Annotated in this window: 31 protein-coding genes and 1 tRNA gene; 15 read left to right on the top strand and 17 right to left on the bottom strand. The window is 70.7% G+C overall.

Features of this window, described 5'->3' with window-relative positions; translation table 11 throughout:
• Positions 1-11 precede the first annotated feature (11 nt).
• The 6 genes from EV383_RS12090 to EV383_RS12065 all read left to right on the top strand — a co-directional run bounded on the left by EV383_RS12090 (position 12) and on the right by EV383_RS12065 (position 5156).
• Positions 12-218: a hypothetical protein gene (locus tag EV383_RS12090; RefSeq protein ID WP_130289998.1), complete on the top strand. Its 207-nt coding sequence runs from the start codon at positions 12-14 to the stop codon at positions 216-218.
• A 10-nt stretch (positions 219-228) separates the two neighbouring features.
• A complete protein-coding gene (locus tag EV383_RS12085) occupies positions 229-609 on the top strand; it encodes a TadE family protein (protein ID WP_130289997.1) in 381 nt (126 codons plus the stop codon).
• A gap of 41 nt (positions 610-650) precedes the next feature.
• Complete coding sequence (locus EV383_RS12080; RefSeq protein ID WP_165438314.1) at positions 651-1040, top strand: pilus assembly protein; 390 nt, start codon at positions 651-653, stop codon at positions 1038-1040.
• On the top strand, positions 1037-1465 hold the full coding sequence (locus EV383_RS12075; RefSeq protein WP_207223496.1) for a hypothetical protein: 429 nt from the start codon (positions 1037-1039) through the stop codon (positions 1463-1465). Before EV383_RS12080 ends, EV383_RS12075 begins: the two co-directional genes overlap by 4 nt.
• Positions 1466-1653: 188 nt before the next feature.
• Positions 1654-4575: a LysM peptidoglycan-binding domain-containing protein gene (locus tag EV383_RS32640; protein WP_207223495.1), complete on the top strand. Its 2922-nt coding sequence runs from the start codon at positions 1654-1656 to the stop codon at positions 4573-4575.
• A complete protein-coding gene (locus EV383_RS12065) occupies positions 4572-5156 on the top strand; it encodes a prepilin peptidase (RefSeq protein ID WP_130289994.1) in 585 nt (194 codons plus the stop codon). The genes EV383_RS32640 and EV383_RS12065 overlap by 4 nt, the downstream gene beginning before the upstream one ends.
• A 676-nt stretch (positions 5157-5832) precedes the next feature.
• Here the strand turns inward: EV383_RS12065 and EV383_RS12060 are convergent.
• Positions 5833-6612 carry a hypothetical protein gene (locus EV383_RS12060; protein WP_130289993.1) on the bottom strand — a complete coding sequence of 260 codons (780 nt, stop codon included), beginning with the start codon at positions 6610-6612 and terminating at the stop codon, positions 5833-5835.
• Positions 6613-6954: 342 nt separating this feature from the next.
• Between EV383_RS12060 and EV383_RS12055 the strand changes: the two genes are divergently transcribed.
• A complete protein-coding gene (locus EV383_RS12055; RefSeq protein WP_130289992.1) occupies positions 6955-7989 on the top strand; it encodes a beta family protein in 1035 nt (344 codons plus the stop codon).
• Here EV383_RS12055 and EV383_RS12050 read toward each other — a convergent pair.
• Entirely contained in the window at positions 7955-8527 is a 573-nt protein-coding gene (locus EV383_RS12050) for a sce7726 family protein (RefSeq protein ID WP_242623454.1), read from the bottom strand. The genes EV383_RS12055 and EV383_RS12050 overlap by 35 nt on opposite strands.
• Before the next feature lie 446 nt (positions 8528-8973).
• Between EV383_RS12050 and EV383_RS12040 the strand changes: the two genes are divergently transcribed.
• Together EV383_RS12040 and EV383_RS12035 are read left to right on the top strand one after the other, a co-directional pair.
• The gene (locus EV383_RS12040; RefSeq protein ID WP_130289991.1) at positions 8974-9252 is read left to right on the top strand and encodes a hypothetical protein; all 279 of its coding nucleotides are present in this window, start codon (positions 8974-8976) and stop codon (positions 9250-9252) included.
• 47 nt (positions 9253-9299) lie between these two features.
• Positions 9300-9557 carry a hypothetical protein gene (locus EV383_RS12035; protein WP_242623042.1) on the top strand — a complete coding sequence of 86 codons (258 nt, stop codon included), beginning with the start codon at positions 9300-9302 and terminating at the stop codon, positions 9555-9557.
• A 23-nt stretch (positions 9558-9580) separates the two neighbouring features.
• Here the strand turns inward: EV383_RS12035 and EV383_RS32635 are convergent, their stop codons facing one another.
• Positions 9581-9715 carry a hypothetical protein gene (locus EV383_RS32635; RefSeq protein WP_278044831.1) on the bottom strand — a complete coding sequence of 45 codons (135 nt, stop codon included), beginning with the start codon at positions 9713-9715 and terminating at the stop codon, positions 9581-9583.
• Between the two features lie 177 nt (positions 9716-9892).
• On the opposite strand from EV383_RS32635, the gene EV383_RS12030 reads away from it, so the two are divergent.
• Positions 9893-10117 (top strand): hypothetical protein, encoded by a 225-nt coding sequence (locus EV383_RS12030; RefSeq protein WP_130289989.1) that lies wholly within the window; start codon positions 9893-9895, stop codon positions 10115-10117.
• Between the two features lie 22 nt (positions 10118-10139).
• Here EV383_RS12030 and EV383_RS12025 read toward each other — a convergent pair whose 3' ends face one another.
• Positions 10140-10349, bottom strand: coding sequence for a hypothetical protein (locus EV383_RS12025; RefSeq protein WP_130289988.1), 210 nt, complete (start codon positions 10347-10349; stop codon positions 10140-10142).
• Between the two features lie 175 nt (positions 10350-10524).
• Between EV383_RS12025 and EV383_RS12020 the strand changes: the two genes are divergently transcribed.
• The gene (locus tag EV383_RS12020) at positions 10525-10707 is read left to right on the top strand and encodes a YegP family protein (protein ID WP_130289987.1); all 183 of its coding nucleotides are present in this window, start codon (positions 10525-10527) and stop codon (positions 10705-10707) included.
• Positions 10708-10793: 86 nt separating this feature from the next.
• Here EV383_RS12020 and EV383_RS12015 read toward each other — a convergent pair whose 3' ends face one another.
• Positions 10794-12218 carry a relaxase/mobilization nuclease domain-containing protein gene (locus EV383_RS12015; RefSeq protein ID WP_130289986.1) on the bottom strand — a complete coding sequence of 475 codons (1425 nt, stop codon included), beginning with the start codon at positions 12216-12218 and terminating at the stop codon, positions 10794-10796.
• The gene (locus tag EV383_RS12010) at positions 12215-12577 is read right to left on the bottom strand and encodes a plasmid mobilization protein (RefSeq protein ID WP_423213644.1); all 363 of its coding nucleotides are present in this window, start codon (positions 12575-12577) and stop codon (positions 12215-12217) included. Before EV383_RS12010 ends, EV383_RS12015 begins: the two co-directional genes overlap by 4 nt.
• 341 nt (positions 12578-12918) lie before the next feature.
• On the opposite strand from EV383_RS12010, the gene EV383_RS12005 reads away from it, so the two are divergent.
• From EV383_RS12005 to EV383_RS11995, 3 genes are read left to right on the top strand one after another with little or no spacing between them, the layout of a single operon-like run.
• Positions 12919-13461 carry a hypothetical protein gene (locus tag EV383_RS12005; RefSeq protein WP_130289984.1) on the top strand — a complete coding sequence of 181 codons (543 nt, stop codon included), beginning with the start codon at positions 12919-12921 and terminating at the stop codon, positions 13459-13461.
• Between the two features lie 2 nt (positions 13462-13463).
• Positions 13464-13784 (top strand): helix-turn-helix transcriptional regulator, encoded by a 321-nt coding sequence (locus EV383_RS12000; RefSeq protein ID WP_242623041.1) that lies wholly within the window; start codon positions 13464-13466, stop codon positions 13782-13784.
• Positions 13781-14995, top strand: a complete 1215-nt coding sequence (locus tag EV383_RS11995) for a tyrosine-type recombinase/integrase (protein WP_242623040.1) — start codon at positions 13781-13783, stop codon at positions 14993-14995. The genes EV383_RS12000 and EV383_RS11995 overlap by 4 nt, the downstream gene beginning before the upstream one ends.
• An 81-nt stretch (positions 14996-15076) precedes the next feature.
• Here EV383_RS11995 and EV383_RS11990 read toward each other — a convergent pair.
• Both EV383_RS11990 and EV383_RS11985 read right to left on the bottom strand, forming a co-directional pair.
• Positions 15077-15150: transfer RNA gene (locus tag EV383_RS11990), tRNA-Pro, on the bottom strand.
• A 64-nt stretch (positions 15151-15214) separates the two neighbouring features.
• Complete coding sequence (locus EV383_RS11985) at positions 15215-15775, bottom strand: TetR/AcrR family transcriptional regulator (protein WP_242623039.1); 561 nt, start codon at positions 15773-15775, stop codon at positions 15215-15217.
• A gap of 170 nt (positions 15776-15945) precedes the next feature.
• Between EV383_RS11985 and EV383_RS11980 the strand changes: the two genes are divergently transcribed.
• Positions 15946-17166: a cytochrome P450 gene (locus EV383_RS11980; protein WP_130289981.1), complete on the top strand. Its 1221-nt coding sequence runs from the start codon at positions 15946-15948 to the stop codon at positions 17164-17166.
• On the opposite strand, the gene EV383_RS11975 is transcribed toward EV383_RS11980, so the two are convergent.
• The 9 genes from EV383_RS11975 to EV383_RS11935 all read right to left on the bottom strand — a co-directional run bounded on the left by EV383_RS11975 (position 17156) and on the right by EV383_RS11935 (position 25028).
• Positions 17156-18151: an adenosine deaminase gene (locus EV383_RS11975; protein ID WP_242623038.1), complete on the bottom strand. Its 996-nt coding sequence runs from the start codon at positions 18149-18151 to the stop codon at positions 17156-17158. The two genes, EV383_RS11980 and EV383_RS11975, sit on opposite strands and share 11 nt — an antisense overlap.
• A gap of 8 nt (positions 18152-18159) precedes the next feature.
• Complete coding sequence (der, locus tag EV383_RS11970; RefSeq protein ID WP_130294304.1) at positions 18160-19572, bottom strand: ribosome biogenesis GTPase Der; 1413 nt, start codon at positions 19570-19572, stop codon at positions 18160-18162.
• A gap of 50 nt (positions 19573-19622) precedes the next feature.
• The gene (locus EV383_RS11965) at positions 19623-20255 is read right to left on the bottom strand and encodes a lysophospholipid acyltransferase family protein (RefSeq protein WP_130289980.1); all 633 of its coding nucleotides are present in this window, start codon (positions 20253-20255) and stop codon (positions 19623-19625) included.
• A 74-nt stretch (positions 20256-20329) separates the two neighbouring features.
• Positions 20330-21004, bottom strand: a complete 675-nt coding sequence (gene cmk / locus EV383_RS11960) for a (d)CMP kinase (protein ID WP_130294302.1) — start codon at positions 21002-21004, stop codon at positions 20330-20332.
• A gap of 134 nt (positions 21005-21138) precedes the next feature.
• Positions 21139-21501 (bottom strand): chorismate mutase, encoded by a 363-nt coding sequence (gene aroH, locus EV383_RS11955; RefSeq protein ID WP_130289979.1) that lies wholly within the window; start codon positions 21499-21501, stop codon positions 21139-21141.
• Positions 21502-21548: 47 nt separating this feature from the next.
• Positions 21549-22319, bottom strand: coding sequence for a pseudouridine synthase (locus tag EV383_RS11950; protein ID WP_130289978.1), 771 nt, complete (start codon positions 22317-22319; stop codon positions 21549-21551).
• 9 nt (positions 22320-22328) lie between these two features.
• The gene (gene scpB / locus EV383_RS11945) at positions 22329-23255 is read right to left on the bottom strand and encodes an SMC-Scp complex subunit ScpB (RefSeq protein WP_130289977.1); all 927 of its coding nucleotides are present in this window, start codon (positions 23253-23255) and stop codon (positions 22329-22331) included.
• On the bottom strand, positions 23248-24108 hold the full coding sequence (locus tag EV383_RS11940) for a segregation and condensation protein A (RefSeq protein WP_423213643.1): 861 nt from the start codon (positions 24106-24108) through the stop codon (positions 23248-23250). Before EV383_RS11940 ends, scpB begins: the two co-directional genes overlap by 8 nt.
• On the bottom strand, positions 24105-25028 hold the full coding sequence (locus EV383_RS11935) for a ParA family protein (protein WP_130289976.1): 924 nt from the start codon (positions 25026-25028) through the stop codon (positions 24105-24107). The genes EV383_RS11940 and EV383_RS11935 overlap by 4 nt, the downstream gene beginning before the upstream one ends.
• Positions 25029-25117: the final 89 nt, after the last annotated feature.

Below are 25117 nucleotides of genomic sequence, written 5' to 3'. Positions count from 1 at the left end.
GAGGTTCGATCATGCTCGTCCGACTCACCACCCGCGTGCTCACGCGCATCCAGCACCACGCCTGGAGCCTCCGGCTTAGGCTGGAGCCGATCGACGAACGCGGAGGAGGCCGGAACACCGACGAGGGATTCCACATCTCGGCGGGCGCCGTCATCGCCGGCGTGATCGCGGCCGGCGTCGCCGCGTTCGTGGCCGACAAGCTCGGTGCCCTGAAGTAGGTCGAGCGACGTGGGCGAGCGCGGTGGATCGGCGAGCGTCGAGATGGCGCTGCTGTGGGGCGTTCTCATGGTGCTGATCCTCGCGGTCGTCCAGGTGGCTCTGGTCTTCTACGCGGGCCAGCTGGCCCTCACCGCGGCCCAGGACGGACTCCGGTCCGGGCGCTACTTCGCGACGGAATCCGTCACCGTGGCTGCCAGCCGCGACGCGAACGACTTCCTCCGACGTGCAGCCGGATCGGCGCTCACCGGGGTCGACGTGTCCGCCTCCGTCGACGACGAAGCGGGGCTTCTCCGGGTCCGGGTGACGGGTACGGCCCTGTCCCTCGTTCCCGGGGTCCCGCTGACGATCACGCGTGAAGCAGTCGGTGGACTCGAGCGGGTGGCGCAGTGATCGGCACGATCCCGGACGGGGAGCGCGGCGGTAGCCCGTCGGTGGAGGCGGCCGTCCTGACCGTCGTGATCGGGCTGCTCATCGCGTTGGCCATCGCCGGTGGGCGGCTCGTGTCGGCGGAGTCCGCGGTGGCTCACGCGGCGCGTTCTGCCGCGCGGGTCGCCTCGCTGCAGCGTGACCCCGCATCGGCCACCGCGGAAGCACGCCGAGCCGCCGAACTCGGGCTGTCCGAGCAGGGACTCCACTGCACGCAGACGGACGTCGAGGTGAACGCCGCAGGCTTCTCTGCACCGCTCGGAACCCCGTCGTCCGCCGAGGCGACGGTGCGGTGCTCGGTCGACTGGTCGGACCTCGGAGTCCCGGGAACCGGCACGCGGACCGTCGTGTCCAGCTTCAGCAGCCCCATCGACCGTTGGCGGGAGCGTTCATGATCGTCCACGTAGAACTCGACCGAGGTGGTGGCGCGGTGAGTGCTCCGATGGCTGCGGCTGTCCTGGCCCTGTTCATCGCCATCGGGCTGGGTATCGACGGTGTCCGCGCCGCGCAGGGCCTCGCCGGCGCGGATGCGATCGCAGAGGAGGCGGCCCGGGCCGCCGGGCAGGCACTCGACGTGACGCAGCTCCGGAGAGGCCGCGCAGCTGTCGACCCGAATGCCGCGGTGGCGGCGGCACGCGGCTATCTCGCCCGAGCCGGAGCGGACGGGTCTGCCGAGATCGTCGGGCCACAGAGAATCAGAGTCGAGGCGCGGCTCGCCCGCCCCACCGTGCTGCTGGGCATCGTCGGACGCGAGGAGATCGTCAGCACCGGAACCGCCGAGGCACTGCTCGTCCAGGACCCGGCTGGAGGCACACCGTGAGGGTCGCATCCCGAATCGTGTCGGGTGCTGTTGCGGCCCTGGCCATCACCGGAATCGTGGTCGGTGTTCCCGTCGCACTCTGGTGGCTCGGACGGCCGCTGCTCGTCCAGCTCATTTCGTTCGACGGGTCGCTCTCCGACCTCGTCCTGCGCCCGGACGACGGAACGCTGCTGATGGCGTTCCTCGCCGTGGTCGCGGCGGCGGTGTGGTTCGTACTCGCCGTCTCGATCATCCGGGAGCTGGTGGCAGCCCTGGCTCACCGGCCAACGCCACGGATCCCGGTGCCCGGGTTCCGTGTCGGAGGCCTGGTCGCCGGTGCGCTGGTCGCGATGCTGCTCGGAACCGGCCCCGCGCTGGCCGCCCCCGCAGCGATGGCAACGACGATCGCGTCGGTACAGCCTCTGAAGCCCCCGCCCATCGTCGACGTTGCCGTCGCGGACGGCCCCGTCCATGTCGTCGCCCCTCGGGACACCCTGTGGCGCATCGCCGAGACCTCGCTCGGAGATCCACTGCGATGGCGCGAGATCTACGAGCTCAACGCCGGACGGGTCCAGGCCGACGGTGGCCGCCTGACCGAGGGATCGGTGCTCACCGTCGGCTGGCGGCTGGTGATGCCTACCGACGCCGCCGACAGCATCCGAGTCGGCCCCGGCGACACCCTGACGGCACTCGCCGCCGAACATCTCGGTGACCCCGCTCGAGCAGACGAACTCTTCGCCGCGAACTCCGGAATCCCACAGCCGGGAGGAGCGAGACTCGAGAACCCGAATCAACTGCGCCCCGGCTGGACTCTGACCCTGCCCAGCCCCGGACCGGCGACCGGTGTGACGCCGACACCGTCTCCACCGGACACGACCCCTCCTTCAAACGCACCGATGACGACACGGGCTCCACGGCCGGAACCGGTGCCCGCGACGAGCCCACCTGCGCCCTCTCCTGCAGTCACTCCGCAAGCTCCGCGGAGCGCAGAGCCCGCCCCTGCGCCTGAGACTGCGAACAGCCCCGACGCCACGACCGTCATCGCCGCGGCAGGCATCTCGACGCTGCTCGCGGGCGGCGTCGTCGCGGCGCTCCTGATCCGCCGCCGTCGCCAACTCCGTTACCGCCCGGCCCGGCACAAGATCTCGGTCCCGCCGAGCGACGCGGCCGGTCGGATCGAGTGGTCGGCGACGACCGCTCCCCCGGCCACCGGCGCACTCGAGCTCGACCTCGCGCTGCGTTCACTGGCGCACCCCGACCGAGGCCAGCTCGTTCCACCCCAGCTACGAACTGTCCGGACGGATCTCTCCGGCGCGCGGCTGAGCCTCAGGTCGTCGATGCCCGCACCGGATCCGTTCACCGACGCCGGGGACCTCCAATGGCGCCTCGATGCGGCCGCGGCTCTTCCTGCGCCCGAGGAGGAGGTGTCCGGGTGCTGCTCCCCGTTCCCGGCACTGATCACCGTCGCCACCGCCGATGGCGACGCCCGGCGATTGCTCGTTGAGCTCGAGGGCCGCAGTGTGCTCTCGATCGGAGGTGACCGCCGCCGAGTCGTGGCGTTGCTCCGGCACGTCGCGGCCGAGCTGGCCACCAACCGCACCGCCGAAGACGCCGAGATCATCCTGGTCGGGCTGGACGACGAGCTGCTTACGCTGAACCCCGAGCAGATGCTGCAGGCGCCCGACCTCTCCGCAGCACTCACCGAGATCGGGCAGCGGGCCCGGGCCACCCGATCCGAGCTCGACCGGCACCAGATGGCCTCAGCGGTGGACGGCAGGCTACGCGACGTCGCTGCCGATTCGTGGCTGCCCACCGTGCTCCTGTCGGCGTCGGAGCCCTCGGACGAGGAGCGCCACCGGCTCCGTGACCTGATGGCCTCCGGTGCAGGCGATGCCGCTGTGAGCGTCGTCGTCTTCGATCCGGACGAGACCGCGGCCCAGGTCCTCCCCGACGGTGTCCTAGTGCTCCCCGACGGCGACGACGGACCCTGGTGGGCCGTCCAACTCACCGAGAACGCCGGAACCCACCTGTCGTCCCTCTTTGGGGCCGCCGACGAGCCGGCAATGCCTGTTGAAGCCGCCAGCCATGCCGAGCCGTGGTCTGAGGGCATGAACGAGGACGGGTCGCTGACCGACGGCCTGCCAGACGATGGCGACGAGCCCGATGGCGACGACGTCCCCGACGAAGTCCCGAACTCTCACCCCGAGCTGCCCGACTCGGTGTCGCCGCCCCGCCCACCTGCTGCCCCCGACGCTCTCCGCCGTCTGGCCATGGTCGAGCACCAGGACCCGGACCTCGACGACGACCTCGTTGCGTGGCATGACCAGGACACGCCATCGCGGCCCATGATCGCAGTGCTCGGGGAGCCGAGCGTCCGCGCACCCGGACCTCTGCCGACCGCACGCCCGAGCTGGTTCGCGGAGGTCCTCGTCTACCTGAACCTCCACCCGGCCGGCGTCACCGCGGCCAAGGCGGTCACCGACCTCTGGCCCGACGGCCAACGGATCAGCCCGGCGACGATCCGGCACGCTTTCTACGGCGCTCGACGCTGGGCAGGACGCGGCCTCGGCGGAGATCCGGCCGTCACGTTCGTCAGCGACATGCAGACCGACAGCACCTACCGTCTGCGAGGGCATCTCTCGGACTGGGACCTGTTCCGACGGCTCCGCAAGCGCGGCCAGGCCCGCCATGCCGCGGGGCGCGAGGACGGCGTCGACGACTACCGTGACGCGCTGGCACTGATCCGCGGGCCGGTTCTGAGCGCCCTGCGGCCCGGCGGCTACGCCTGGCTGAACAACCACGACCAGAGGCACGACCTGCAGATCCCTGGGTTCATCGTCGACACGGCACATGAGCTGGTCGACATCGCCCTCGCCGGCGGCGATACAGCCCTTGCCCGCCACGCCGCCGAGCAAGCCCGAGTCGTCGACATCGACGTCGCGTTCGATCAGCCCCTCACCGACCTGATGCGCGTCGCCCACGCGGAGGACAACCGGGCCGAGCTCGAGCTGCACGCCTCCGTCCTGCTGGACGCCCGCGGGTTCGAGGTCCCCGAAGAGCTGGCCCCGGACAGCTTCGCAGTGCTCAACGAGCTCATACCGGCAGGCCCGATCCGGACATCACGGTCGTGACAGCCGAGCTCACGGCGGTACTGGCCGCCGTCACGCTTGGTCCCTTCACCCTCTTGGCTGTCCGGCGAACCATGCACTCACTATGGCTGCCGGGACGGGCCGAGACCGCCGCGATCGTGGCGCTGGCGGGCATCACGCCAGCCCTCGCGACGCACGACACCCGCGCGCTGATGACCCTGCTGCCTCTGACGCTGCTCGGTCCGGCCGCAGCCCTGGTCGACGCCAGGGAGGCGCGTCTGCCCGACTCCCTCACCGCGCCCCTTCTCGGCGCCAGCCTTCTCATGGCTGCCTTCTCGGGACCGGCCGGCACGAGGGCTGTCGCCTTGGCCACCGTCGTCAGCGGTCTCGCCGTCGTCCTGGCCGTTCTGTCCACGGACCTCTTGGGATGGGGCGACGTCAAGCTCATCCCGTCCCTGGCGATCGCTCTCGCTCAGGTCGACGCCCTGCTCAGCGGACTGTTTCGAATCGTCACGCTCGTCGCTCTGACCGCTGCCCTGGTCGGGTTCCGATACCGCCGCGCCGTCGTCCCCTACGGCCCGGCTCTGGTCATCGGCACGCTCAGCGTCGGTGTCGGGCTCTGACCCAGCTGCAGTGGCCGCTCCTGAGAACGGAGTTTGGGTAAGGGACGAGGCATCCAGATCGACACCGTGGAACCGTTCGCCGATGGCCGCGTCGGTGTATGGATCCCGGCCGCGGAGAGCAGCCGCCACAAAGCGATCGTTCTGCGCCTCTGGATCGAGATGTCCAACCGCGCGAGCGAGATCGGTTCGTTCGGGGACCGTCGGGACGACGACCGGGCTGTCGGTCACGACCCAAGGTGCGAGCTCGGCAACCGGCCTCGTCAGCATGTGGCTGCGCAGGGCCTCCGCAACATCCTGGCTTGGTACCGCCGCCCCCACCGGTCCGAGACCCGGCACGTGGCCGACGACGGCCCAGCCCTGCTCCCCGACCGCTGCCAACGAGACGACGTCGGCCGAGCGCGGTGCGGAACTGATCAAGTTCCGGGCAGCGTCGTAAGTCCCTGCGTCGAGTGGCCGGGGAAGCCCGTCGGTCGTGGTCGTCCCGATGACGGCATCGAGCGCCGCGGATCCCAGAGCCAGATCGCGCACCGCGGCAGCCCGGTCTGCGCGGCCCTCCCGGCCTCGCCTGCTCAAGCGATGCCGGGCGAGACGGTCAGCGATGAAGGTGGCGATGTGCGCGAGCTGATAGGTCTCGTAGCCGCCGAGCGACAGCACCGGATAGTCGGGCGTCGTCATCTCATCGACCTCGCTCGATCGCTTTCGCGGCCTGAGACGTGGCCGGCGCGACCTGCGAGCCGGATCGCGCGGCCTCACGGCGCAGCCGTCGCGAGTCCTTGGCCGGGGCGACGAAGAACCGTCCGGCAGTCCGGGCCGCACGCTCCTTGGGGGCCGGTTGGACTGGCTTAGGCAGGAACGTATTGGCCGAGAGCTTCTCGACCTCCTCGAAGGCCAACGCCGTCGTGCGGAACGCAGCGAGGTCGCGGACATCGAACATGATCCGGCCGAGCACGACCCGCGCGTGACTAGCTTGACCGGCCGGACGCTCCAGCCGAGCGAACGCGGGCGGCGAGCCCGCCGCGTCGACCATCACGGCCGGCTCGGCGACCCCCGGCATCGGGGTCGCCCTGGCCGGGTTTCCCTGTCGTGGTAGGTGCCGCTCGGCCGCGGTGGCAACTGATCGCCAGGCTCCGGTGAATCGAGAGGCGGTCTCGGCGTCAGCGACATAGAGGAGCGCACTGCCGATGCGAACGCTTACTGCTGCGCCCTCAGTGCCAGGACGGTGGGCGGCCACCGTCGTGTCTTGCAATCCCATCAGAACGACGGCCACATTGATCGCCTGTCGGCTGCGCTGCATCCGAGTCTCGCCTCCGAGCACCTCCGTGCGCGACCAGATCAGTCGCACGGTTGCGCAGAGCTTTCGCGGACGCTGCTGTGGCAGCGTGGTGGCGATGTGGTGGTCATATGCAAAGCCCGCCAGGAAGGCCTCGGCGAGCTCCACCCAACGCGGGAACGGCACCCCGGAGTCCTCGGCCAGGGACTAACCCGCCTCCCTCGATCGATCAGTCGACGCGCAGCTGCGGCTCGTAGAAGCGCTAACACGCTGGTGACGCACTCGACGCCGGGTGCTAGCAGGACGACGGCCAGGCCGTCCCCGACCAGCTTCTGCTGCCGCGCCTTCGTCAGCTCATTTCCGCTCATGATTGCGGCAGCCGGCCCGACGTCGTGACGCAGCCACGAGTGGATCGTGGCGCGCGCTGCCACCGGAAGACCACCATCAGGCTGATGATCATTGTGAGCGTTCTTGTCAGACCCCTATGTCATTCTCGGGATATCAATCCGGCGACGAAGGGGATCCTCAGTGACTCTGTACTTCCCAATCATGAAAGGCCGGCCCGGCGAACTCCAGGCCTGGACAACGTCAGGCGAGCACGTCCACGCGAACACGCGGCCACTCTTCGAGATCGTTCCTGGGGACGACCAGAAGAACGACCTGGCCAAGTTCTTCGGTTACGTTGCCGAAGACTGGCCCGCTGATCGGATCCTCACCGTGGATGCCGGTGCCCTTGAGCAAGGGCCCGTCGGCGAAAGCTCGATGTCACCGACCACATGGCTCGCCACCTACTTTCACGACGTTGGAGTTCCTGTTCGGCCGGTTGTCCACCTCAGCGAATCCGACGCTGTGATCGACGATGCCGCCAGCACCCACCAGCTGCACGGCAACGGAATCTGCGTTCGAGCGGGGTCCCGAGATCGGGACGCCGACGTCGCCCAATGCTCGTCGGCGATTCCCGAGATCATGCAGCGAACGGGGCTCGACGCCTCGTCGGTCGACCTGATCTTCGATTTCTCCGCGATCGCGGACACCCGCGACGTCCAGCGAACTGCCCCGGGCGCTCAGGCTCTCGTCACGTGGGCTGCTGAGCAGCCATGGCGGGCGGTCGCCGTGACATCGGCCGCGTTCCCAGAGTCGATCTCCGCACTGCCGAAGGGCGAGAAGTCGGTGATTCGTCGTTTCGACGTCGATCTCTGGTTGAAGTCGGCCCAGGGGCAGCCCGATCTGGCGTTCGGGGACTACGGCATCGGTCACCCGTCTATGCCGATGACGCAGGGGCGGAGCTCGCTGCCGAATCTCCGCTACACCGTCGGCGAGGATTGGTGGGTCTGGCGCGAGGCTCAGGACTTGCCCGGCTACGAGTCGATGCGGACCTTGTGTAAGCGCATCGTGGAGTCGGGCGGCTTCGCGGGCAGGGATTACTCCTGGGGTGATGCCGAGATCGATCGGGTCGCGCGCGGAGTTGGCGGAACCGGAAACGCCACGCACTGGCGCGCATGGGCGACTAGCCATCACCTCGCGGCGGTTATCGACCGCCTGGCCAATCGGAACGCGCCTTGAGCCGCGCCCGCACCACGGCGCGTAGCTCGTCAAGCGCGAGCACCACCGCGAGCCGCTGCCAGACGTAGTGCCGAGCCTTCGACGAGAGGCCCCGCGCCTGCTGCCTCAAACGAAGCTCGGCGAGCGCTTCGTCGCGCCACAGCAGCTGCGCCAGAGACATGGGATCGACCGCCTCACTGTTGTCCGCTGAGGGGCGCAGTTCACGAACGACGATCGCGCTGCCGATCGTTTCGACCACGGTGACGCCCCACCACGCCGGAATCTTGGCCGTCGCGGGATCCACCCACCGTGGCGTCGTCACCAATGTGGCACGATCCAGAACCTGCCCGTAGGCCTCGACCTGCCCGGCAAGACGGGCCAGGGTGTCCTCGTCGCTCTTGATCTCCCAGCCGGAGATCTCGCCATTGACCACGGCGACATCGATTCGACGTCGACCGGCGCGGATCCCCAGCTCGTGGCGGACCAACGTGTCCGGCTGGCTGAAATGTGCGGCGAGCACCTGAGAGACCAGGGCGGCGCGAACGTCGCTATCACGCATGCGCACCTCAAGCTCCTCTCCGCAGCCGACCTTCGATCTCCACTTCTCGCACAACGAGCCTCATGTTCGCAGTCACCGGTCTCGCACTTGAACTGACCCGACCGGCCCGGCGACACGATCATCGTCACCGACCTCGACGGCGAGATCCTCGCCGAACGCACCAGACCCGCCCCCGGCATCCGCTACGTCGGCAACGGCCGAACCCGCGGACGACGACCGAAGACCCCGCGAGCTCACCGAAAGTCCTGATGCAGAACTATCACCTACGTTCTGAGACATCACACACCGTGGGCGGCTTCACCCGTCACGCCTATCGAACTAGTGTTCGACCTGAGCTAGCGTGAGTCTTGGGTTCGCGGCGCCGGAGCGGGGAAGGCTCCCGCGCCGCGACCTGACCACAGCGCCCACACCGATCGAGCGTCGACAGCAGTACCCGGGGAGGGGTCGTGGCCGAGAACCGCTACCGGCAAGAGCAGCCGGTCGACCCGCAGACCGACGCGGAGGCCCGCGCTCTGCGCACCATCGCGGGCTTGCTCGACGGTGACAACCCGGTCGTCGGTGACCGCGCCGTCGCCGGCCAGGTCGGCCAGGTGCTGCGCTCGAGCGCGAACGAGCTCGCGCACGGGCGGGCGCTGCCGATCCCGGTCCGCCGCGCCGTCCTCGGCCTGGCCGACGCGATCCGGGCCGCGCTCGACCCCCGCACCCACGAACTGCGCGAACCATGACCCACGATCCCTGCACGGCGCAGCGGTTGCGCGATGACCGTGCGCGGTTGGCCGACGCGGCGGTGGCGCTACGGCGCAGCGCGGCCGGGGCCGGCTACGCCGGGCTGCGCGGGCAGTACACCGGGTTCGCGCTCGCCGGGTTGCTGGATTCGGTGTCGCTACAGCTCGATCAGGTCCCCGCCCAGGTACGGCGCGACGCCCTCGCCGCCGCCGGGCACCTCCTCGACGGCCCCGACGGTCACCACGATCCCCGCACCATCGGCGCACGCCCGGTCACCGCCGGTCCCGGGCGCCGGGGACGTTGACATGCGTGTCAACTCGGGCCGGGTCAGGCCCCGGAGATCGCCAATCGGGTGCCGGGCGGGGCCGGCTGGTCGAGGTCGCTGACGACCTCCCCGTCGAGCAACAAGACCTTGTTCTCCCAGTGCAGCGTGACCCGCTCCGGCGACATGCCCGCAGCCACCGCACGCTCCCGCACCGACACCACAGCCCCCGACTCCCCACCCACACCACGGACAACGACCCGCCACCGGCCGCGTTGCCGACAGACGCTGCGACCTCGACCACCCCCAATCGTGAGCGGGCCGGGGACGCGTCGACGACTACGCGGGCACCGAGTAGCGCAGCGGAGGCGGGCGGCATGGATGAGCAGGCGGCCGGCCTGCTGGTCGGCGAACTCGCGATCCTGGCCGGGCGCAGCGTCGACGACTACGAGATCGCCGCCGTCGTCGCCCTGTCACGGGAGATGCCCGCGCACCGGGCGAACGACATCTGGCGCCGCCACCACAGCGCACCTGCCACCGTGTCGCTGCGCGACTACCTCGCCATGACCCTGCGCTTCATCAACCAGGCACCACCACCCTGACCACCCCGATGGATGGGTCCGGTCACTGATCGGTCGAAGCGTCGGCGTCGTTTCGGCGCGCGACCGGGTAGAGGTGCGGGATGTCGGGTCCGGTCGAAGGGTGCCCGGCGTCGATCAGCGCTTGCCTCAGCTGGGCATCCGACAGCGATGGCCCCTTCTGCATCTCGGGCTCGATGTCGTCGCCCGGGTCGACGACGGGGGCATGAACGAGACGGCGTGGGCGGGAGGTCATGGCTACAGCACACGCCGCCACCCTTGTCCTCGCCGTGGATTCGGACCTTTCGCTCGCGATCGCGAACGCGGCGCCTTCCGTCAAAGTCAGCCGTGTGGCGCAGCGGGTGCGGTGGTGGACCAGTTGGGCTAGCGTCCGCCGCCACCAGGACAGATGACCACTGTGGAGGAATCAGATGGCGGGCAAGTTCGAGGTGTACCAGGACCGGGCGGGCAAGTACCGGTTCCGGCTCAAGGCCAGCAACGGCCAGGTCGTCGCCGTCGGTGAGGCGTATGAGTCCAAGGCCGCGGCGAAGAAGGGCTGCGAGTCCGTCCTCAAGGCCGCCGACGGCGCCCCCGTCGAAGAAGTCGACGCGTAGCTCACAGTCGGCGGGGGTGGCAGGCCGACGTCTCGAGCTGCCACCTCCGTCGATCCTGGCTGTGAGCAGACGTCGCAGCTCCAGTCTCACTCCTGCGCTGAGACCGATCGCCGGGTAGCGCTGTGGCGGGGCCGTGGTCCCACCACGGTGGTCGCGTGGTCGCGCTTCGCGGCGGATTCTGACATCTCATTGCCGCGCTGATCCGCCCACTGGTCCAGGTGCCGTGCGGCGGCGCGCGCCGCCGATGCCTGATGCGCACGATCGTGTTCCTGTTGCCAGGCTCCGATCTCCTGAAGCAACGCCGCCAGCGACACGACCAGCGCCACGGCCGCAGCTCCGGTGTCGTCCTGCACCCCCAGCATCCGGCGCCGCCGGATCAACTGGCGAGCGACCCTCCGCAAGCCTGCCGATGCCGCACCCGATGTCCGCCCCGAGCCACATCGGGGCCGAGCCGATCGTGCGAAGCGGTCAGCCGCCGAACCCAACTCCTCCGACCATTCCCCGACCGCGGTCATCAGGTCCCCCGTCGCGTGGGCAACACCGTCCGGGTCTTCTCTGCCACCGCCGCGGCGCGCGACCCCAACTAGTGCACGCGCACCGTCGACACGTCGCCTCGCCGCTATGACCGGGTCGGCAGCGTCCGCTCCGCGGCCGAGCTCGCCCCAGGCTCGCATCAGTCGCGGCAGCGACAGGTCGGGCGCGAGCTTGCTGCCGCTGTAGAACACCGGCGCACCATCGGCGCTCACGTCACCGGGCCGGGCCACCTTGTACCCCAACAGATCACCGGACGGCGCGCGCCGCAGCTCGACAAGGTAGCCACCCGACTCCAAAGCCGTCACGAACCCGCCGACGTCTGCCGATGCCGCGGCCGCGGTCCGGACGGCCCGCGTCAACTCGAGCCGAGTGGCCGGCCGTCCCTGACGCTGTGCCTTCTCCAGCTCACCCCGCCCCGGCGCCCTCGCCGCTGTTCCGTCGGCCGAGGCAGTGACGGTCAGCCCGAGTCGTTTTTCGATCCGGCGCGCCGTCTCACGAAGCCGGGGGTAGTCGTGGCTGAGCCAGAACCGGCGGGCGGTGTCCTGGCGGACCAGGACCGCCGCGATATGGATGTGATCATCGGCGTGCCGGATCGCGACCCACCGAGGTCCCCCAGCATCGCCAGCGGCAGCGACCCCCGACCCATCAAGTAGCTCGCGTGCGATCGACGCCCACTGCCCGTCGGACAACACCCGGTCCCCGGTCGCGACGCGCACAGAGCAGTGCCACACATAGCCCCGCTTACCGTCACCGTCGTTCTCCGGGAGCCCGGCCGCGACCGCGGGAGCGCGCAGAGCCCGGATCAGCGGGCCTAGCTCAAGGGCACCCGCGTCGTTCCGCTGCGGCTGGCGACCCGCGTCCTGCCCGTCCCACCTCGCGATGACGCGCGGCCGGACGTGCTCCTGTGCTCGCCCGGGGCCCAGCAGGTAGGCGACCAGTCCGCCGACCCGCCAACCGTGCACGACCTTCGTGATCACCGGCGGGCCCGCTCGACCTCAGCCGTCACAGCGTCGATGACGGCATCGAGCCGCAGGAGCAGCTCCTCGACACGCGCGACGTCGACACTCGAAGCCAAGGCCATCTGCTGAGTGCGGACGACATCCGAGTGCAGTCGCAGAAGATCAGGCAGCCCCGTCGCTGCGTTCCTCTGAGCCTCTAAGGCATTCGTTGCCGCCTGTCCGATCCACGCCCCGACCGCGAGGCCGGCCAACCTCGCCCGGCTCCGAACCGCGTCCAGCTCCTCGGTCGAGAACCGCACGACGACCTGACGAGTCCTCGGCGATGCGCTCCGAACGCGACGACGACGAACGGGGTCGTCGCTGGGCTCGAGGGACACAGTCCTGAACCCGACCACGAGGATGCGGCCGAGCCGTGGTCAGCAACACGCCATCCAGGCAGTCCACGCGCCTTCGCTTCTCACGCGCTCGACGCTGGACCTCGGAACGCCCCCGTTCCGCCTCCCAGGCCGCCCACGGCCGACGCCGGAAGCATCGCTTCCGGCATATCTCGCTGCGCCCGAATCCTGCTTCTCACCGCGGCCCGGGCCTTCCCGACTTACTCGGTCGGGTCGTCGCCCTCAGATGAGCTGCAGAGGAAGGGACGAGCGAGGTCATAGGCGGTGGTCTGACGGATCTCCGTCATCCGCGCGATCGCCGGCCACGACAGACCCTCACGGCTGTGGAGCTCAGCCAGGAGCCGACCGCTGTTCTCCCGACCGGCGCGCCGCAGCTGCTCGGAGTGCTGCACCGCAGAGACGAGCTCGTCCACCGACATCCCGGCGAGGTCCATCCCGCCATTTTCACCGACACCACCGGCGCGCATCTATCCACACATCCGAGGTTCGATCATCCGCTGCTTTCGGGCGCCCGAAAGCTGATGTGCATGGCATCCGACAAAGCACGGCCTCGCAGCGCCGTCTTCTCCGTCCACGCATCGAAGCCCGACGACATCGGAGCCATCGAGGTGGTCTTCGACAACCAACGCGCCGCCGAAGAGTTCGCGGCCAACCGTTCCACAGATCCGGGCGTCCTGTCCGCGTCGGTGACCCGGTACTTCGTGGGCGAGCTCGGCACCCGCCGGCCCATCAGCTGGTTCGTCGACGGCGTCGAACAACCTCGCCGGTTCGATCGCCAGCCCTACCCCACTGACGGCGGGAGCTGCCCGTCGACAGAGGTGCCCACGCGACGGCCACGCAACGAACCACGGCAGCCGGAAGCCTGACCGTGAACCCGCACACGATCGGAGCGCCCACGATCGGACGGTCACGGCACCGCCGACGACGACCCGGCGACGAGCGCTCTGCCTGGAACGGCATGGAGGCGACTCTTGTGAGTGCTGATCTACTTCTCGGCCGCTGGTACTCCACCGACGAACTGGCTGAGCTACTCGGTGTCGACGCGTCGTCGGTGCGTCGATGGCGGACTGCTCGCCCGCCGCAGGGGCCGCCCTTCGTCAAAGTGTCCGCGCGCATCACGATGTACAACGCAGCCGACATCGAAGCATGGCTCCGAAGCCGACGCGTCGATCCCGAGGCGGCGGCGTGAGCGGTACGGACAGACTCGCGCTTCCCCTCGGGGTGCCGGTTCGAGGAGACGTCGAGCACCGAACCGATCGAGCCCAACCGTTCCGGGCTCGGGTCCGCTGGACCGATCCCACCACGATGCAACGGCGCTCCAAGTCGGAGTCCTTCGACTCGGAGCGGTCCGCCCGGGCCTGGATCGAGCGGGTGCAGCAACTGGCCACAGCCGGCGTCGACCCACTGACCGCGACCCTGACGCTGGCCGCCTACGGCGACTCCGTGATGCCGCTCGCTCTACGCGGTCTCGAGGCCAAGACTCTCGACCCGTACTTGGCCGGATGGCGGCACCGCGTCGTGCCGACACTCGGGCATCTCTCCGTCCGGATGGTCACCAACGGAACCGTCGACCGTGCGGTCCAAACATGGATCGCCGACGAGTGCAGCCGATCCACCGTCAAGAACAGCCTCGCCGTCCTTGTCCGAGTTCTCGAACAGGCCGTGCGCGACGGCCTTGTGGACCGCAACCCCGCACGGGTCACCGGCTGGCAGTACGCCTTCCGACAGGCCGAGGACGAGCTCGACGACCCACGCTCCCTCGCCCTGCCCGACTGGCAATCACTCACCCGCCTCGCGGATGCGCTCGTGGCCCGATCCGCCGGTCACTTCCGAGGCTGGGGCGATCTGGTCATCTTCGGAGCGTGCACCGCCGCCCGGATCGGCGAAGTCTCCGGCTGCCGTGTCGGTGACATCGACACCGACCGCTGGCTCTGGACCGTGCGCCGCCAAACCACCCCCTCCCCCGGAGGCCTGGTCGACAAAGGCACCAAAGGCAAGCGCGCCCGATCCGTCCCGCTGATCGTCGAAGTGCGCGACGTCGTCCAACAGCGCATCGAAGCCGCCGGCGGACGCCCGGACGCGCGACTATTCACCGGCCCCCGCGGCGGCCGGATCACCACCGCCGTGCTGCGCGACGCCACACACTGGGACGACGTCGTCACCGAGCTCGGATTCGAACACCTCCGACGCCACGGTCTGCGCCACACCGGACTGACCTGGCTGGCCGACGCCGGTGTCCCGGTCCACGTCCTCCGGAAGATCGCCGGACACGGATCGCTGACCACCACGCAGCGCTACCTGCACCCGGACTCGAGGGCCGTAACGGCAGCCGGCGACTCACTCACAGCGTTCCTTCGAGCTCCGCGGTCCCCAGATGGTCCCCAGAAGACCGCCGGGTGAGAGGCGTCATGATCCCTCGGAAACGACGAAACGGCCCGCTGACCAGGCGATTACCGGATCAACGAGCCGTTCTACATGCCGTCGGGACGACAGGATTTGAACCTGCGACCCCTTGACCCCCAGTCAAGTGCGCTACCAAGCTGCGCCACGTCCCGGCCACCCCCGAAAGGGCTTCGCCAGACTACCCCACGCCGTCGGAGCCCCCGACAAGCGGTCTCGTCATCGATCTCCGGGCGGTCGCAGGACCAGGGGGAGGTACACCTCGTCGACGATGTCGATGATGGTCGCGTCGTCGATCGGCGCTCCGAACAGCAGGAACTCGTTGCGCAGGAGATCGGTCGCCACCGTGGCGCGGCGCGATCCGAGCACCCACCTCTCGACCTCCCCCCGCTCGACGGCGCGCTCCAGGACACCCATGACGGTCGCCGGCCCGACGTGGTGCATCCGGTCGCGGATGAGGGCGGAGAACTCGGGATCGCGCGTCATCTCGGTCAGCAGACCGCGCAGGATGCCACCGAGCGGGGTGGCCATCTTCGCCGAGATCTGACGCAGCAGGGCGATCACGTCCGTGCGCAGTGCCCCGGTGTCCGGCGCGTCGACCTCGATGATCCCGCGCTCCCGGAACGCGTCCACCACCAGCTCGGCGCGCCCGGACCAGCGGCGGTAGAGGACGGCCTTGCTGGTCCGCGCCCGGGCCGCGACCCGCTCCATGGTCAGGTCGGCGTACCCGACCTCGGCGAGCTCGTCGCGTGCGGCCGCGAGGACGGCGTTCTCCAGCACCTCGCCGCGACGGCGAGGTCCCCGGCGGTGATCGAGAGCCGGCTCGGCTTTCGGTGACAGCGTGACCCCCGGATGTTCGTAGAGACCGTTGCGTTCTCTGGCCCGGCATCTTAGCCTCGAACTTAGAGAACGCAGCGTTCTTTAACTACGCTTGACCCTCGGGGGAATCGATGACCGACACCGTGGCGACACCACAGACCCAGGACGCTCCGGCCTTCCCGAACGACCGGACGTGCCCCTACCAGCTGCCCGACGGCTATCGGAGCCTGCGTGACGAGGAGGGTCCGATCCGTCCGGTCACGCTCTTCGACGGCCGTCCGGCATGGGTCGTGACCGGCCACGAGGCCGCGCGCGCCCTGCTCGCCGACCCGCGGCTCTCGGCCGACCGCACGGCAGACGAGTTCCCCGCGACCTCGGCCCGCGCCGAGGCGTTCCGCCGGCAGCCGCGCTCGTTCATCAGCATGGACCCGCCCGAGCACGGCCCGAAGCGCCGCATGATGATCAGCGAGTTCACGGTGAAGCGCACCAAGGCCATGCGCGCCGACGTCGAACGGATCGTGCACGGCTTCGTCGACGACCTGCTCGCCGCCGGCCCGCCCGCGGACCTGGTCACCGGGCTCGCCCTGCCGGTGCCGTCGATGGTGATCTGCGAGCTGCTCGGCGTGCCCTACGCCGACCACGAGTTCTTCCAGGACGCGAGCACGCGGCTGGTGCAGTCCACCGACGCGGCCGGCTCGATGGCCGCGCGCGACGACCTCGCCCGCTATCTGGACGGCCTGGTCACCACCCTGCAGGCCGAGCCCGGAACCGGGCTGCTGGACACGCTGATCTCCGAGCGGCTGGCCACCGGCGAGATCGACCGCGCGGAGCTCGTCGCGTCGGCGATCCTGCTGCTCGTCGCCGGGCACGAGACGACGGCGTCGATGACCACGCTGAGCGTGATCACCCTGCTGGAGCACCCCGACCAGCTCGCCGCCCTGCGCGCCGACCCGTCCCTGATCCCGGGGGCGGTCGACGAGCTGCTGCGCTACCTGGCCATCGCCGACGTCGCCGGCGGGCGGGTGGCCGTCGACGACATCGAGGTCGACGGGCAGGTCATCCGCGCCGGCGACGGCGTGATCGTCAGCAACTCGATCGCCAACCGGGACGGCTCGGTGTTCCCCGACCCGGATACTTTCGACGTGCGCCGCAAGGCCCGTCACCACGTCGCGTTCGGCTACGGCGTGCACCAGTGCCTGGGCCAGAACCTGGCCCGCCTGGAGCTCGAGGTGGTCCTCGCGGCGGTGATCGAGCGGATCCCGACCCTGCGCCTGGACGTGCCGGTCGCCGACCTCGAGCTGCGGCCCGCCACCACGATCCAGGGCGTGAACCGCCTGCCGGTCAGCTGGTGACGGCGGCGTCGATCCGGGACAGGAGCTCCCGTTTGCGGTCCCCGTCCAGGAACGAGGCCTCGACCGAGTTCCGGGCCAGCAGCTCGGCCGCGGCGTCGTCGATGTCGCAGGCGGCCCGGAGGGCGGTCATGTTGTCGTCGAGGTACCCGCCGAAGTAGGCCGGGTCGTCGGAGTTCACCGTGACCACGAGACCGCGGCGGATCATCTCCGGCAGGGGATGATCCGCCAGGTCGTCGATCACCCGGAGGCGCACGTTCGACAACGGGCACACCGTCAGCGGCGTCCGCTGCCGGACCAGGCGCGCGACCAGCTCGTCGTCCTCCAGGCTGCGCACGCCGTGGTCGATCCGCTCCGCGCCGAGCAGGTCGAGGGCCTCCCACACGTACGCGGGCGGCCCCTCCTCCCCCGCGTGCGCGACCCGGTGCAGGCCCTCGGCGCCGGCCCGGTCGAACACGTCGCGGAACACCGACGGCGGGTTCCCGACCTCGGCGGAGTCCAGGCCGAGCCCGAGCACCGGGACACCGGAGCGCAGGACCCCGTCGAGCATGGTCATCGCGTCGGCGGCGCTGCGGTCGCGCAGCACGCACGGGATCAGGCCGGTGGTGATCCCGTACACCGACGGCGCCGCGGCCAGGGCCGAGCCGACCCCGTCGAGGACCTCCTCCAGCGCCACCCCGCGGGCGGTGTGCGCCTGCGGGTCGACGAACACCTCGGCGTGCACGACGCCCGCGACGGCGGCCCGCGCGAGGTAGGCGTCGGTCATGTCCGCGAAGTCCTGCGCGGTCCGCAGCGTCGCCATGTTCGCGTAGTACAGGTCGAGGAAGGACTGCAGGTCGGCGAAGTCGTAGCGCGCCGCGAGCTCGTCGACGTCGGCGTAGGGCAGCCGCACGCGGTTGCGCTCGGCGAGCTCGAAGATCGTCGACGGCTCGAGCGTGCCCTCCAGGTGGAGGTGCAGCTCGGCCGACGGGAGCACGGCGTCAACCACTCCGGTGCTCACTTCTTGCGCGGACGCTTCTCGCGGATCCGCACCGAGAGCCGGATCGGCGACCCGGCGAACCCGAAGTCCTCGCGCAAGCGGCGCTCGATGAACCGGCGGTAGCCCGGCTCGAGGAACCCCGAGGCGAACAGCACGAAGGTCGGCGGCCGGGTCTGGGCCTGGGTCGCGAAGAGGATCTTCGGCTGCTTGCCGCTGCGCACGGGCGGCGGCTTCGCGGCGACCAGGTCGGAGATCCAGGAGTTCAGGCGCCCGGTCGGGATCCGGGTGTCCCAGGACTCCAGAGCCCTGCGCAGGGCCGGCGCGATCCGGGCCGTCGACCGGCCGGTCAGCGCGGAGACGTTCACCCGCTCCGCCCACCGGACGCTGATCAGGTCGCGCTCGAGCTCGCGGGTGAGCTCGTGGCGGCGGTCCTCGTCGACCAGGTCCCACTTGTTGAACAGGATCACCAGGGCACGACCGGCCTCGGAGACCATGGTGAGCACCCGCTGGTCCTGCTCGGCGATCGGCTCGCTGGCGTCGATCAGCACCAGGGCCACCTCGGCGGCCTCGATCGCCGACGACGTCCGCAGGCTGGCGTAGTACTCCATGCCGCTGGCCATCTTGACCCGCTTGCGCAGGCCGGCGGTGTCGACGAATCGCCAGATGTCGCCGTCGAGGTCCACCAGCGAGTCGACCGGGTCGACGGTGGTGCCGGCGACGTCGTGCACGACCGAGCGGTTCTCCCCGGCGACCTTGTTGAGCAGGCTGGACTTGCCGACGTTCGGCTTGCCGACCAGCGCCACCCGGCGCGGGCCGCCGGCTCCGGCGCCGAAGTCCTCGCGCGGGGTCTCGGGCAGGATCTCGAGCATCGCGTCGAGCAGGTCACCGGAGCCGCGGCCGTGCAGGCCGCTGACCGCGTGCGGCTCCCCCAGCCCGAGGCGCCACAACGACGCGGTGTCGGAGACCAGGCGGTCGTCGTCGACCTTCGTCGCGCAGAGCATCACCGGGACGTCGGCGCGGCGCAGCACGCGGGCGGCGGCCTCGTCGGTGGTGGTCGCCCCGACCGAGGCGTCGACCACGAGCATGACCGCGTCCGCGGTGCGCATCGCCGTCTCGGCCTGGGCCGCGACGACGCCCTGCAGACCCGTCGCGTCGGGCTCCCAGCCGCCGGTGTCCATCAGCTTGAACCGGCGCCCGTTCCACAACGCGTCGTAGACGATCCGGTCCCGGGTGACCCCCGGGATGTCCTGCACGACCGCCTCCCGGCGCCCCAGCAGGCGGTTGACCAGAGTCGACTTGCCCACGTTGGGCCGTCCGACGACGGCCAGGGTCGGGGTGGCCAGCACCTCGTCCGGGTCCAGCCCGGCGATCGGCAGACCGTCCTCGTCGGTGGCGACGAACTCGGCGGGGTCCAGGCCCAGCCGGTCCATCTCGGCGCGTTCCTCGTTGCCGAGGCTCACACCCGCTTCTTCTGTACTGCTCACGTCTCACTCGCGTCCCGGCCGGGTTCGCCCCGGCCTCTCATCTCGTCCAACTCCGCGACCAGCGCGGAGAGTGCGTCGCGTACCTGCTCGGTCGCCGCGGCCAGGTCGGTTCGTCCCCGACCCTGCGGCGCCGGCAGCGCTCGTCCCACCAATACATCCACCCGGGGGCGGAAACGCCGCCCCGATCCCTCCGGTCGCCGTGTGCCCCGGCACACGACCGGCAGCATCGGCGCCCCACCGGTTCGGGCCAGCCACGCCGCGCCCTGCTGCGCCGCGGCCACCTCGCCACCGCCGCGGGTCCCCTCCGGGAACACCGCGACCATCCCACCGCCGCGCAGCACGTCCAGTGCCGCCATGAGCGGCCGCCGGTCCGGTGCACCGCGACGCACCGGCAGCTGCCCGATCCACGGCAGCACCACCTTGAGCGGTCCGCGGAACATCTCCTGCTTCACCAGGAACACCACGCGGCGCCCGATCAGTCCCAGCAACAGCGGCCCGTCCACGAACGCGCTGTGGTTGGCCACCAGCACCACCGGCCCGGAGGCCGGGATGCGGTCCCGGTGGTGCACCCGCACCCGCAGGACCGGGGTGAAGCACCATGTCCCGATCCAGCGGGCCAGGTCGTGCATCCAGCCCAGTGTGCCCGCAGGCAGGTCGTTCCCGGCCCCTTGGTTCTTTCCGGACAAGGAGGAGCCGGTGGAACTCACCCCTCCAGCCCCCGATCCGCGACCAGCGCGCGCAACCGGGCCAGGACGTCGTCCGCGCTGAGGTTGTCCGTGTCGAGCACCAGCGCGTCGGCCGCCGCGTAGAGCGGGGAGATCCGGCGGCTGGAGTCGAGCCGATCCCGGCGCTCCACGTCGCTCAGCGTCACGTGCAGGTCGGCCTCGCGACCGGCCCGCGCGTCCTGACGTCCCCGCCGTGCGGCACGGACCGCCGGCGACGCCGTCAGGTAGACCTTCAGCGGAGCGTCCGGCACCACCACGGTACCGATGTCGCGGCCCTCGACGACGATCCCGCCGCCGCCGTTCACCGCGTCGGCGATCAGCTCGTGCTGCTTGGCCACCATCTCCGCACGCACGGCGGGCAGCGCGGACACGGCGCTGACCAGCCCGGTCACCTCCGGGCCGCGGATCTCGGCGCTGACGTCGGAGCCGTCGAGGGTGATGGTCGGGCCCGCCGGGTCGGTGCCGGAGACGAGGTCCCGCCCGGTCGCGACGGCGGTCATCTCCTCCTCCGACGCGCTCTCGTCGAGGTCCGCCCGCAGGACGGCCAGGGTGGCGGCCCGGTACATCGCCCCGGTGTCCAGATAGGCCGCGCCGCAGGCCTGCGCCAAGCGGCGCGAGACCGTCGACTTCCCGGTCCCGGACGGCCCGTCCATCGCGACGACGCCCCGCAAGGCCACACCAACCACCTCTCCGGCCCCACGACCGTCGTCCGCGGCGCGCCCTCGGAGGGCACGCACCCGTCCATTGTCGCCGGTAGGGACTTCCGTCCCGCGCCCGGGTGGGCGGGCTACTGGGGCAGGTCGGTCCGCAGCGCCGCGGCGCCGTGCAGGTAGACGTGACGCAGCTCGGACCGGGTCCGCTGGGTGTCGACGTGCGCGAGCAACCGCAGCACCCGCGGCATCGCGCCCGGCACGGCCATCTCGGTCGCACACATCAGCGGCACGTCGGTCAGGCCGAGCAACCGTGCGGCGTAGGCGGGGAACTCCGCGGTCAGGTCCTGGGTCGCGGTGAACCAGATCGAGATGATGTCGTCGGAGACGAGCTCGTTGCGCTCGAGCACGGCCGTGACCAGCTCCGCGGAACGGTCGAGGATCTCCTGCCGGTCGTCGGCGTCGACCTGGGTCGCGCCGCGCAGCGCTCGTACGGCCATGACCGGCAGCGTAGGAGATCCGGACCCGCGGTGCGGGCCCGGCCCCTCTACAGCCCGACGGCCTTGTAGAGCGCGCCGACCTCGGTCTTGTTCAGCGGTCGCAGCTTGCCCGGCCGCTGGCTGCCGAGCTGGACGTCGCCGACCGCGGTCCGGATCAGCCGCTGCACCGGGTGCCCGACCTCGTCGAGCAGACGGCGCACGACGTGCTTGCGGCCCTCGTGCAGCACCAGCTCCACCATCGACCGGCCCGGCAGCGAGTCGACCAGCTTGAACGAGTGCACGGTGACGGCACCGTCCTCGAGGTCGATCCCGTCACGCAGGCGCTTGCCGACGTCCCGGGCGGGCTGGCCGATGATCTCCGCGACGTAGGTCTTGGTGACCTCGTACGACGGGTGCATCAGCCGGTGCCCGAGCTCGCCGTCGTTGGTCAGCAGGAGCAGTCCCTCGGTGTCGGCGTCGAGACGCCCGACGTGGAACAGCCGCTGGGCCTGGTTCATGATCTCGACCCGGTCCAGGAGCAGGTCGCCCACGCACTCGCGGCCGTTCTCGTCGGACATCGTCGACAGCATCCCGCGGGGCTTGTTCAGCGCCAGGTAGACCTGGTCGTCGCGGAGCACGATCCGCGAGCCGTCGACGTGCAGGATCGCCGTGTCCGGGTCGACCCGGCGGCCCATCTCCCGGACGACCTCGCCGTCCACCGAGACCCGGCCGGCGGCGATCAGCTCCTCGGCCGCGCGGCGCGAGGCCACGCCCGCCTGCGACAGCACCTTCTGCAGCCGGACGCCCTCTGTGACCTCGCGGGCCTTGCGCTCACTCATCGTCTCTCATCACATGTCGTCGATCGCGTCGATGTCGGGCAGCAGCGGCGCCAGCGGCGGCAGTTCCTGCACCGACGACAGGCCGAGGCGCTCCAGGAACAGCTCGGTCGTCCGGAACAGTGTCCCCTGCGTCTGATCGTCGGTTCCGGCCTCCTCCACCAAGCCGCGTGTGAGCAGCGTCCGGAGCACCCCGTCGCAGTTCACGCCGCGGACCGCGGACACCCGCGCGCGGGTCACCGGCTGGCGGTAGGCGACGACGGCGAGGGTCTCCAGGGCGGCCCTCGTCAGGCGGGCGCGCTGACCGTCGAGCAGCATCCGCTCGACGTAGGGGGCGTAGGTCTCGCGGGTGTAGAACCGCCAGCCCTCCCCCGAGCGGCGCAGGTCGATCCCTCGGCCGTCCGCGGTGTAGGCACCGGCCATCCGCGGCAGAGCGGCCTTGACGCGGGCCGCGGGCTGGCCGAGCGCGTTCGCGAGCGCGACCTCGTCCACCGGCGCGTCCACGACCAGCAACAACGCCTCCAGCGCCGCCTCGAACGCGTCGTCGGACTCCAGCTCCTCGCCGAGGTCCTCGACGTCGGGGAGCTCGATCTCGGCCGTCTCCGCGGACGGCGGGGCGGTCCCGTCGGGGAGCTCGGTGCCGGCGACCACCCCGGCGGCATCGGGCTCAGCGGTGACGTCCGGACCGGTACGGGGTGCGGCGACGGACTCCGGCCCGGGCTCGGACTCCGGCTCGGGGTCGACATCCGGCCCGTCGACGGCGGGCGGCTCGGCCTCGGGCTCCGGGGCCGGTTCCTCGGGGGCCGTTTTCTCGGGAGCCGAATCCTCGGGAACCGGGGCCGGGACCTGGGCGTGCGGGCTGCGCGGGACCGTCCGGCCGATCAGCCGGTCCAGGTCGGTGAACTCGGGGTGTCCCCCGCCCTGGGACGGGTCAGTCATCCTCGGCGGACTCCTCGTCGGCGACGGCCTCGGCGACCGGGTCGTCGTCACGGTCGGCGGTCCAGGTGACCATCAGCTCACCGAAGGGCTCCGGCTGGTCCAGGGCGACGCTGCGCTCCCGGTAGAGCTCGAGCAGCCCCATGAACCGGGCGATCACCTCGATCGGCGCCACGCAGTCGGCCGTCAGCCTCGCGAACGTGGCCTGCCCCAGCTCGGCGAGACGCTCGCGCAGGATCTGGGTGTGCTCGGGCACCGACACGGTCGGCCCGTGCAGGTGGTCGAGGCCGACCGTCTCCGGCGGCTTCGGCCGGAACACCGTGGCGGCGAGCTCGGCGAACGCCTGCGCGTCCATCCCGAGCAGCACCTCGGGCAGCAGCTCCGCGTAGCGGTCCTCGAGGGCGACCGAGCGCGGGAAGCGGCGCATCGCCCCGGCCTCGAGCTCCACGAACAGCTTCGCGGCCTCCTTGTAGGCGCGGTACTGCAGCAGCCGGGCGAAGAGAAGGTCACGGGCCTCGAGCAGCGCGAGGTCCTCCTCGTCCTCGACGTCCGCGCCGGGCACCAGGCGGGCGGCCTTGAGGTCGAGCAGGGTCGCGGCGACGACCAGGAACTCGGTCGTCTCGTCGAGGTCGGCGTCGTCACCGAGGGCCGTGAGGTGGGCGATGAAGTCGTCGGTGACCTTGTGCAGCGCCATCTCGGTGAGGTCGAGCTCGTGCTTGCCGATCAGCTGCAGCAGCAGGTCGAACGGGCCCTCGAAGTTGACCAGCCGCACGGTGAAACGGCGGGCCTTCGGCGACGCGACGTCGGCGTCGTCGAGGCTCTCGGGTCCCCCCGGGCCGTCGGCGAGCAGCGTCACCGGGCGATGACCTCGCGGGCCAGCATCCGGTAGGCCTCCGCGCCACCGGAGGTCGGCGCCCAGGTCGTGATCGGCTCCCCGGCGACGGTCGTCTCCGGGAACTTGATCGTCCGGTTGATCACGGCCTCGAACACCAGGTCACCGAACGCCTCGACGACGCGGTCGTGCACCTCCTTGGTGTGCAGCGTCCGCTGGTCGAACATCGTGGCCAGGATGCCGAGGAGCTTGAGGTCGGGGTTGAGCCGGTCCTGGACCTTGTCGATCGTGTCCATCAGCAGCGCCACCCCGCGCAGACTGAAGAACTCGCACGCCAGGGGGATCAGCACGGCGTCCGCGCAGGCCAGGGCGTTGATTGTGAGCAGGCCGAGCGAGGGCTGGCAGTCGATGAGGATGACGTCGTAGTCGCTGAGCACGCGCTTGAGCGCCCGCCCGAGGGCCTGTTCGCGTCCGACCTCGGTGACGAGCTGGACCTCCGCGGCGGACAGGTCGATGTTGCTGGGCAGCAGGTCCATGCCCTCGACGGTGGTCTCGCGGATGACGTCGTCGGCCTCGACGCCCTTCTCCATCAGCAGGTTGTAGATCGTCGAGTCCAGCTCGTGGGCCTGCACGCCGAGCCCGACCGAGAGCGCGCCCTGCGGGTCGAAGTCCACCAGGAGCACCCGGCGGCCGTACTCGGCCAGGGCGGCACCCAGGTTGATCGTCGACGTCGTCTTGCCGACGCCACCCTTCTGGTTCGCGACGGCGATCACGCGCGCGGGGCCGTGGCTGGTCAGCGGGGCGGGCTCGGGGACGCTCAAACGGTGTTTTCCTCTCCCCGGTCCGGACCGCTCACCGCCGGCCTCACCGCCTGTGATCGGCCCGACGGCGGCGTGTTCGGAGCCGTCGGTGTCCGCCGGTGCGGCGGGCCGCGTCGGGTCCATGCGATCTCCGGTTCCTCGTGGGGTGTCGTACCGGGTTCGATCCCGCCCCGCAATGTAGGAAACGCCCCCACGTGCAGCAACGCGCCTCG

It is taken from the genome of Pseudonocardia sediminis, from assembly GCF_004217185.1.
Lineage (GTDB): Bacteria > Actinomycetota > Actinomycetes > Mycobacteriales > Pseudonocardiaceae > Pseudonocardia > Pseudonocardia sediminis.
This window is presented reverse-complemented; position numbering and strand designations above follow the sequence as displayed.

Bases quoted from the DNA above. Each gene is read 5' to 3' on its own strand.
- aroH (WP_130289979.1), bottom strand. From the start codon at position 21,501: ATGGCCGTACGAGCGCTGCGCGGCGCGACCCAGGTCGACGCCGACGAC.
- EV383_RS11965 (WP_130289980.1), bottom strand. From the start codon at position 20,255: ATGCACGACCTGGCCCGCTGGATCGGGACATGGTGCTTCACCCCGGTC.
- der (WP_130294304.1), bottom strand. From the start codon at position 19,572: ATGGACCGGCTGGGCCTGGACCCCGCCGAGTTCGTCGCCACCGACGAG.
- EV383_RS12025 (WP_130289988.1), bottom strand. From the start codon at position 10,349: ATGACCTCCCGCCCACGCCGTCTCGTTCATGCCCCCGTCGTCGACCCG.
- EV383_RS12075 (WP_207223496.1), top strand. From the start codon at position 1,037: ATGATCGTCCACGTAGAACTCGACCGAGGTGGTGGCGCGGTGAGTGCT.
- EV383_RS11950 (WP_130289978.1), bottom strand. From the start codon at position 22,319: ATGAGTGAGCGCAAGGCCCGCGAGGTCACAGAGGGCGTCCGGCTGCAG.
- EV383_RS12020 (WP_130289987.1), top strand. From the start codon at position 10,525: ATGGCGGGCAAGTTCGAGGTGTACCAGGACCGGGCGGGCAAGTACCGG.
- EV383_RS12090 (WP_130289998.1), top strand. From the start codon at position 12: ATGCTCGTCCGACTCACCACCCGCGTGCTCACGCGCATCCAGCACCAC.
- EV383_RS12030 (WP_130289989.1), top strand. From the start codon at position 9,893: ATGGATGAGCAGGCGGCCGGCCTGCTGGTCGGCGAACTCGCGATCCTG.
- cmk (WP_130294302.1), bottom strand. From the start codon at position 21,004: ATGGACGGGCCGTCCGGGACCGGGAAGTCGACGGTCTCGCGCCGCTTG.
- scpB (WP_130289977.1), bottom strand. From the start codon at position 23,255: ATGACTGACCCGTCCCAGGGCGGGGGACACCCCGAGTTCACCGACCTG.
- EV383_RS11980 (WP_130289981.1), top strand. From the start codon at position 15,946: ATGACCGACACCGTGGCGACACCACAGACCCAGGACGCTCCGGCCTTC.
- EV383_RS12050 (WP_242623454.1), bottom strand. From the start codon at position 8,527: ATGCGTGATAGCGACGTTCGCGCCGCCCTGGTCTCTCAGGTGCTCGCC.
- EV383_RS11935 (WP_130289976.1), bottom strand. From the start codon at position 25,028: ATGGACCCGACGCGGCCCGCCGCACCGGCGGACACCGACGGCTCCGAA.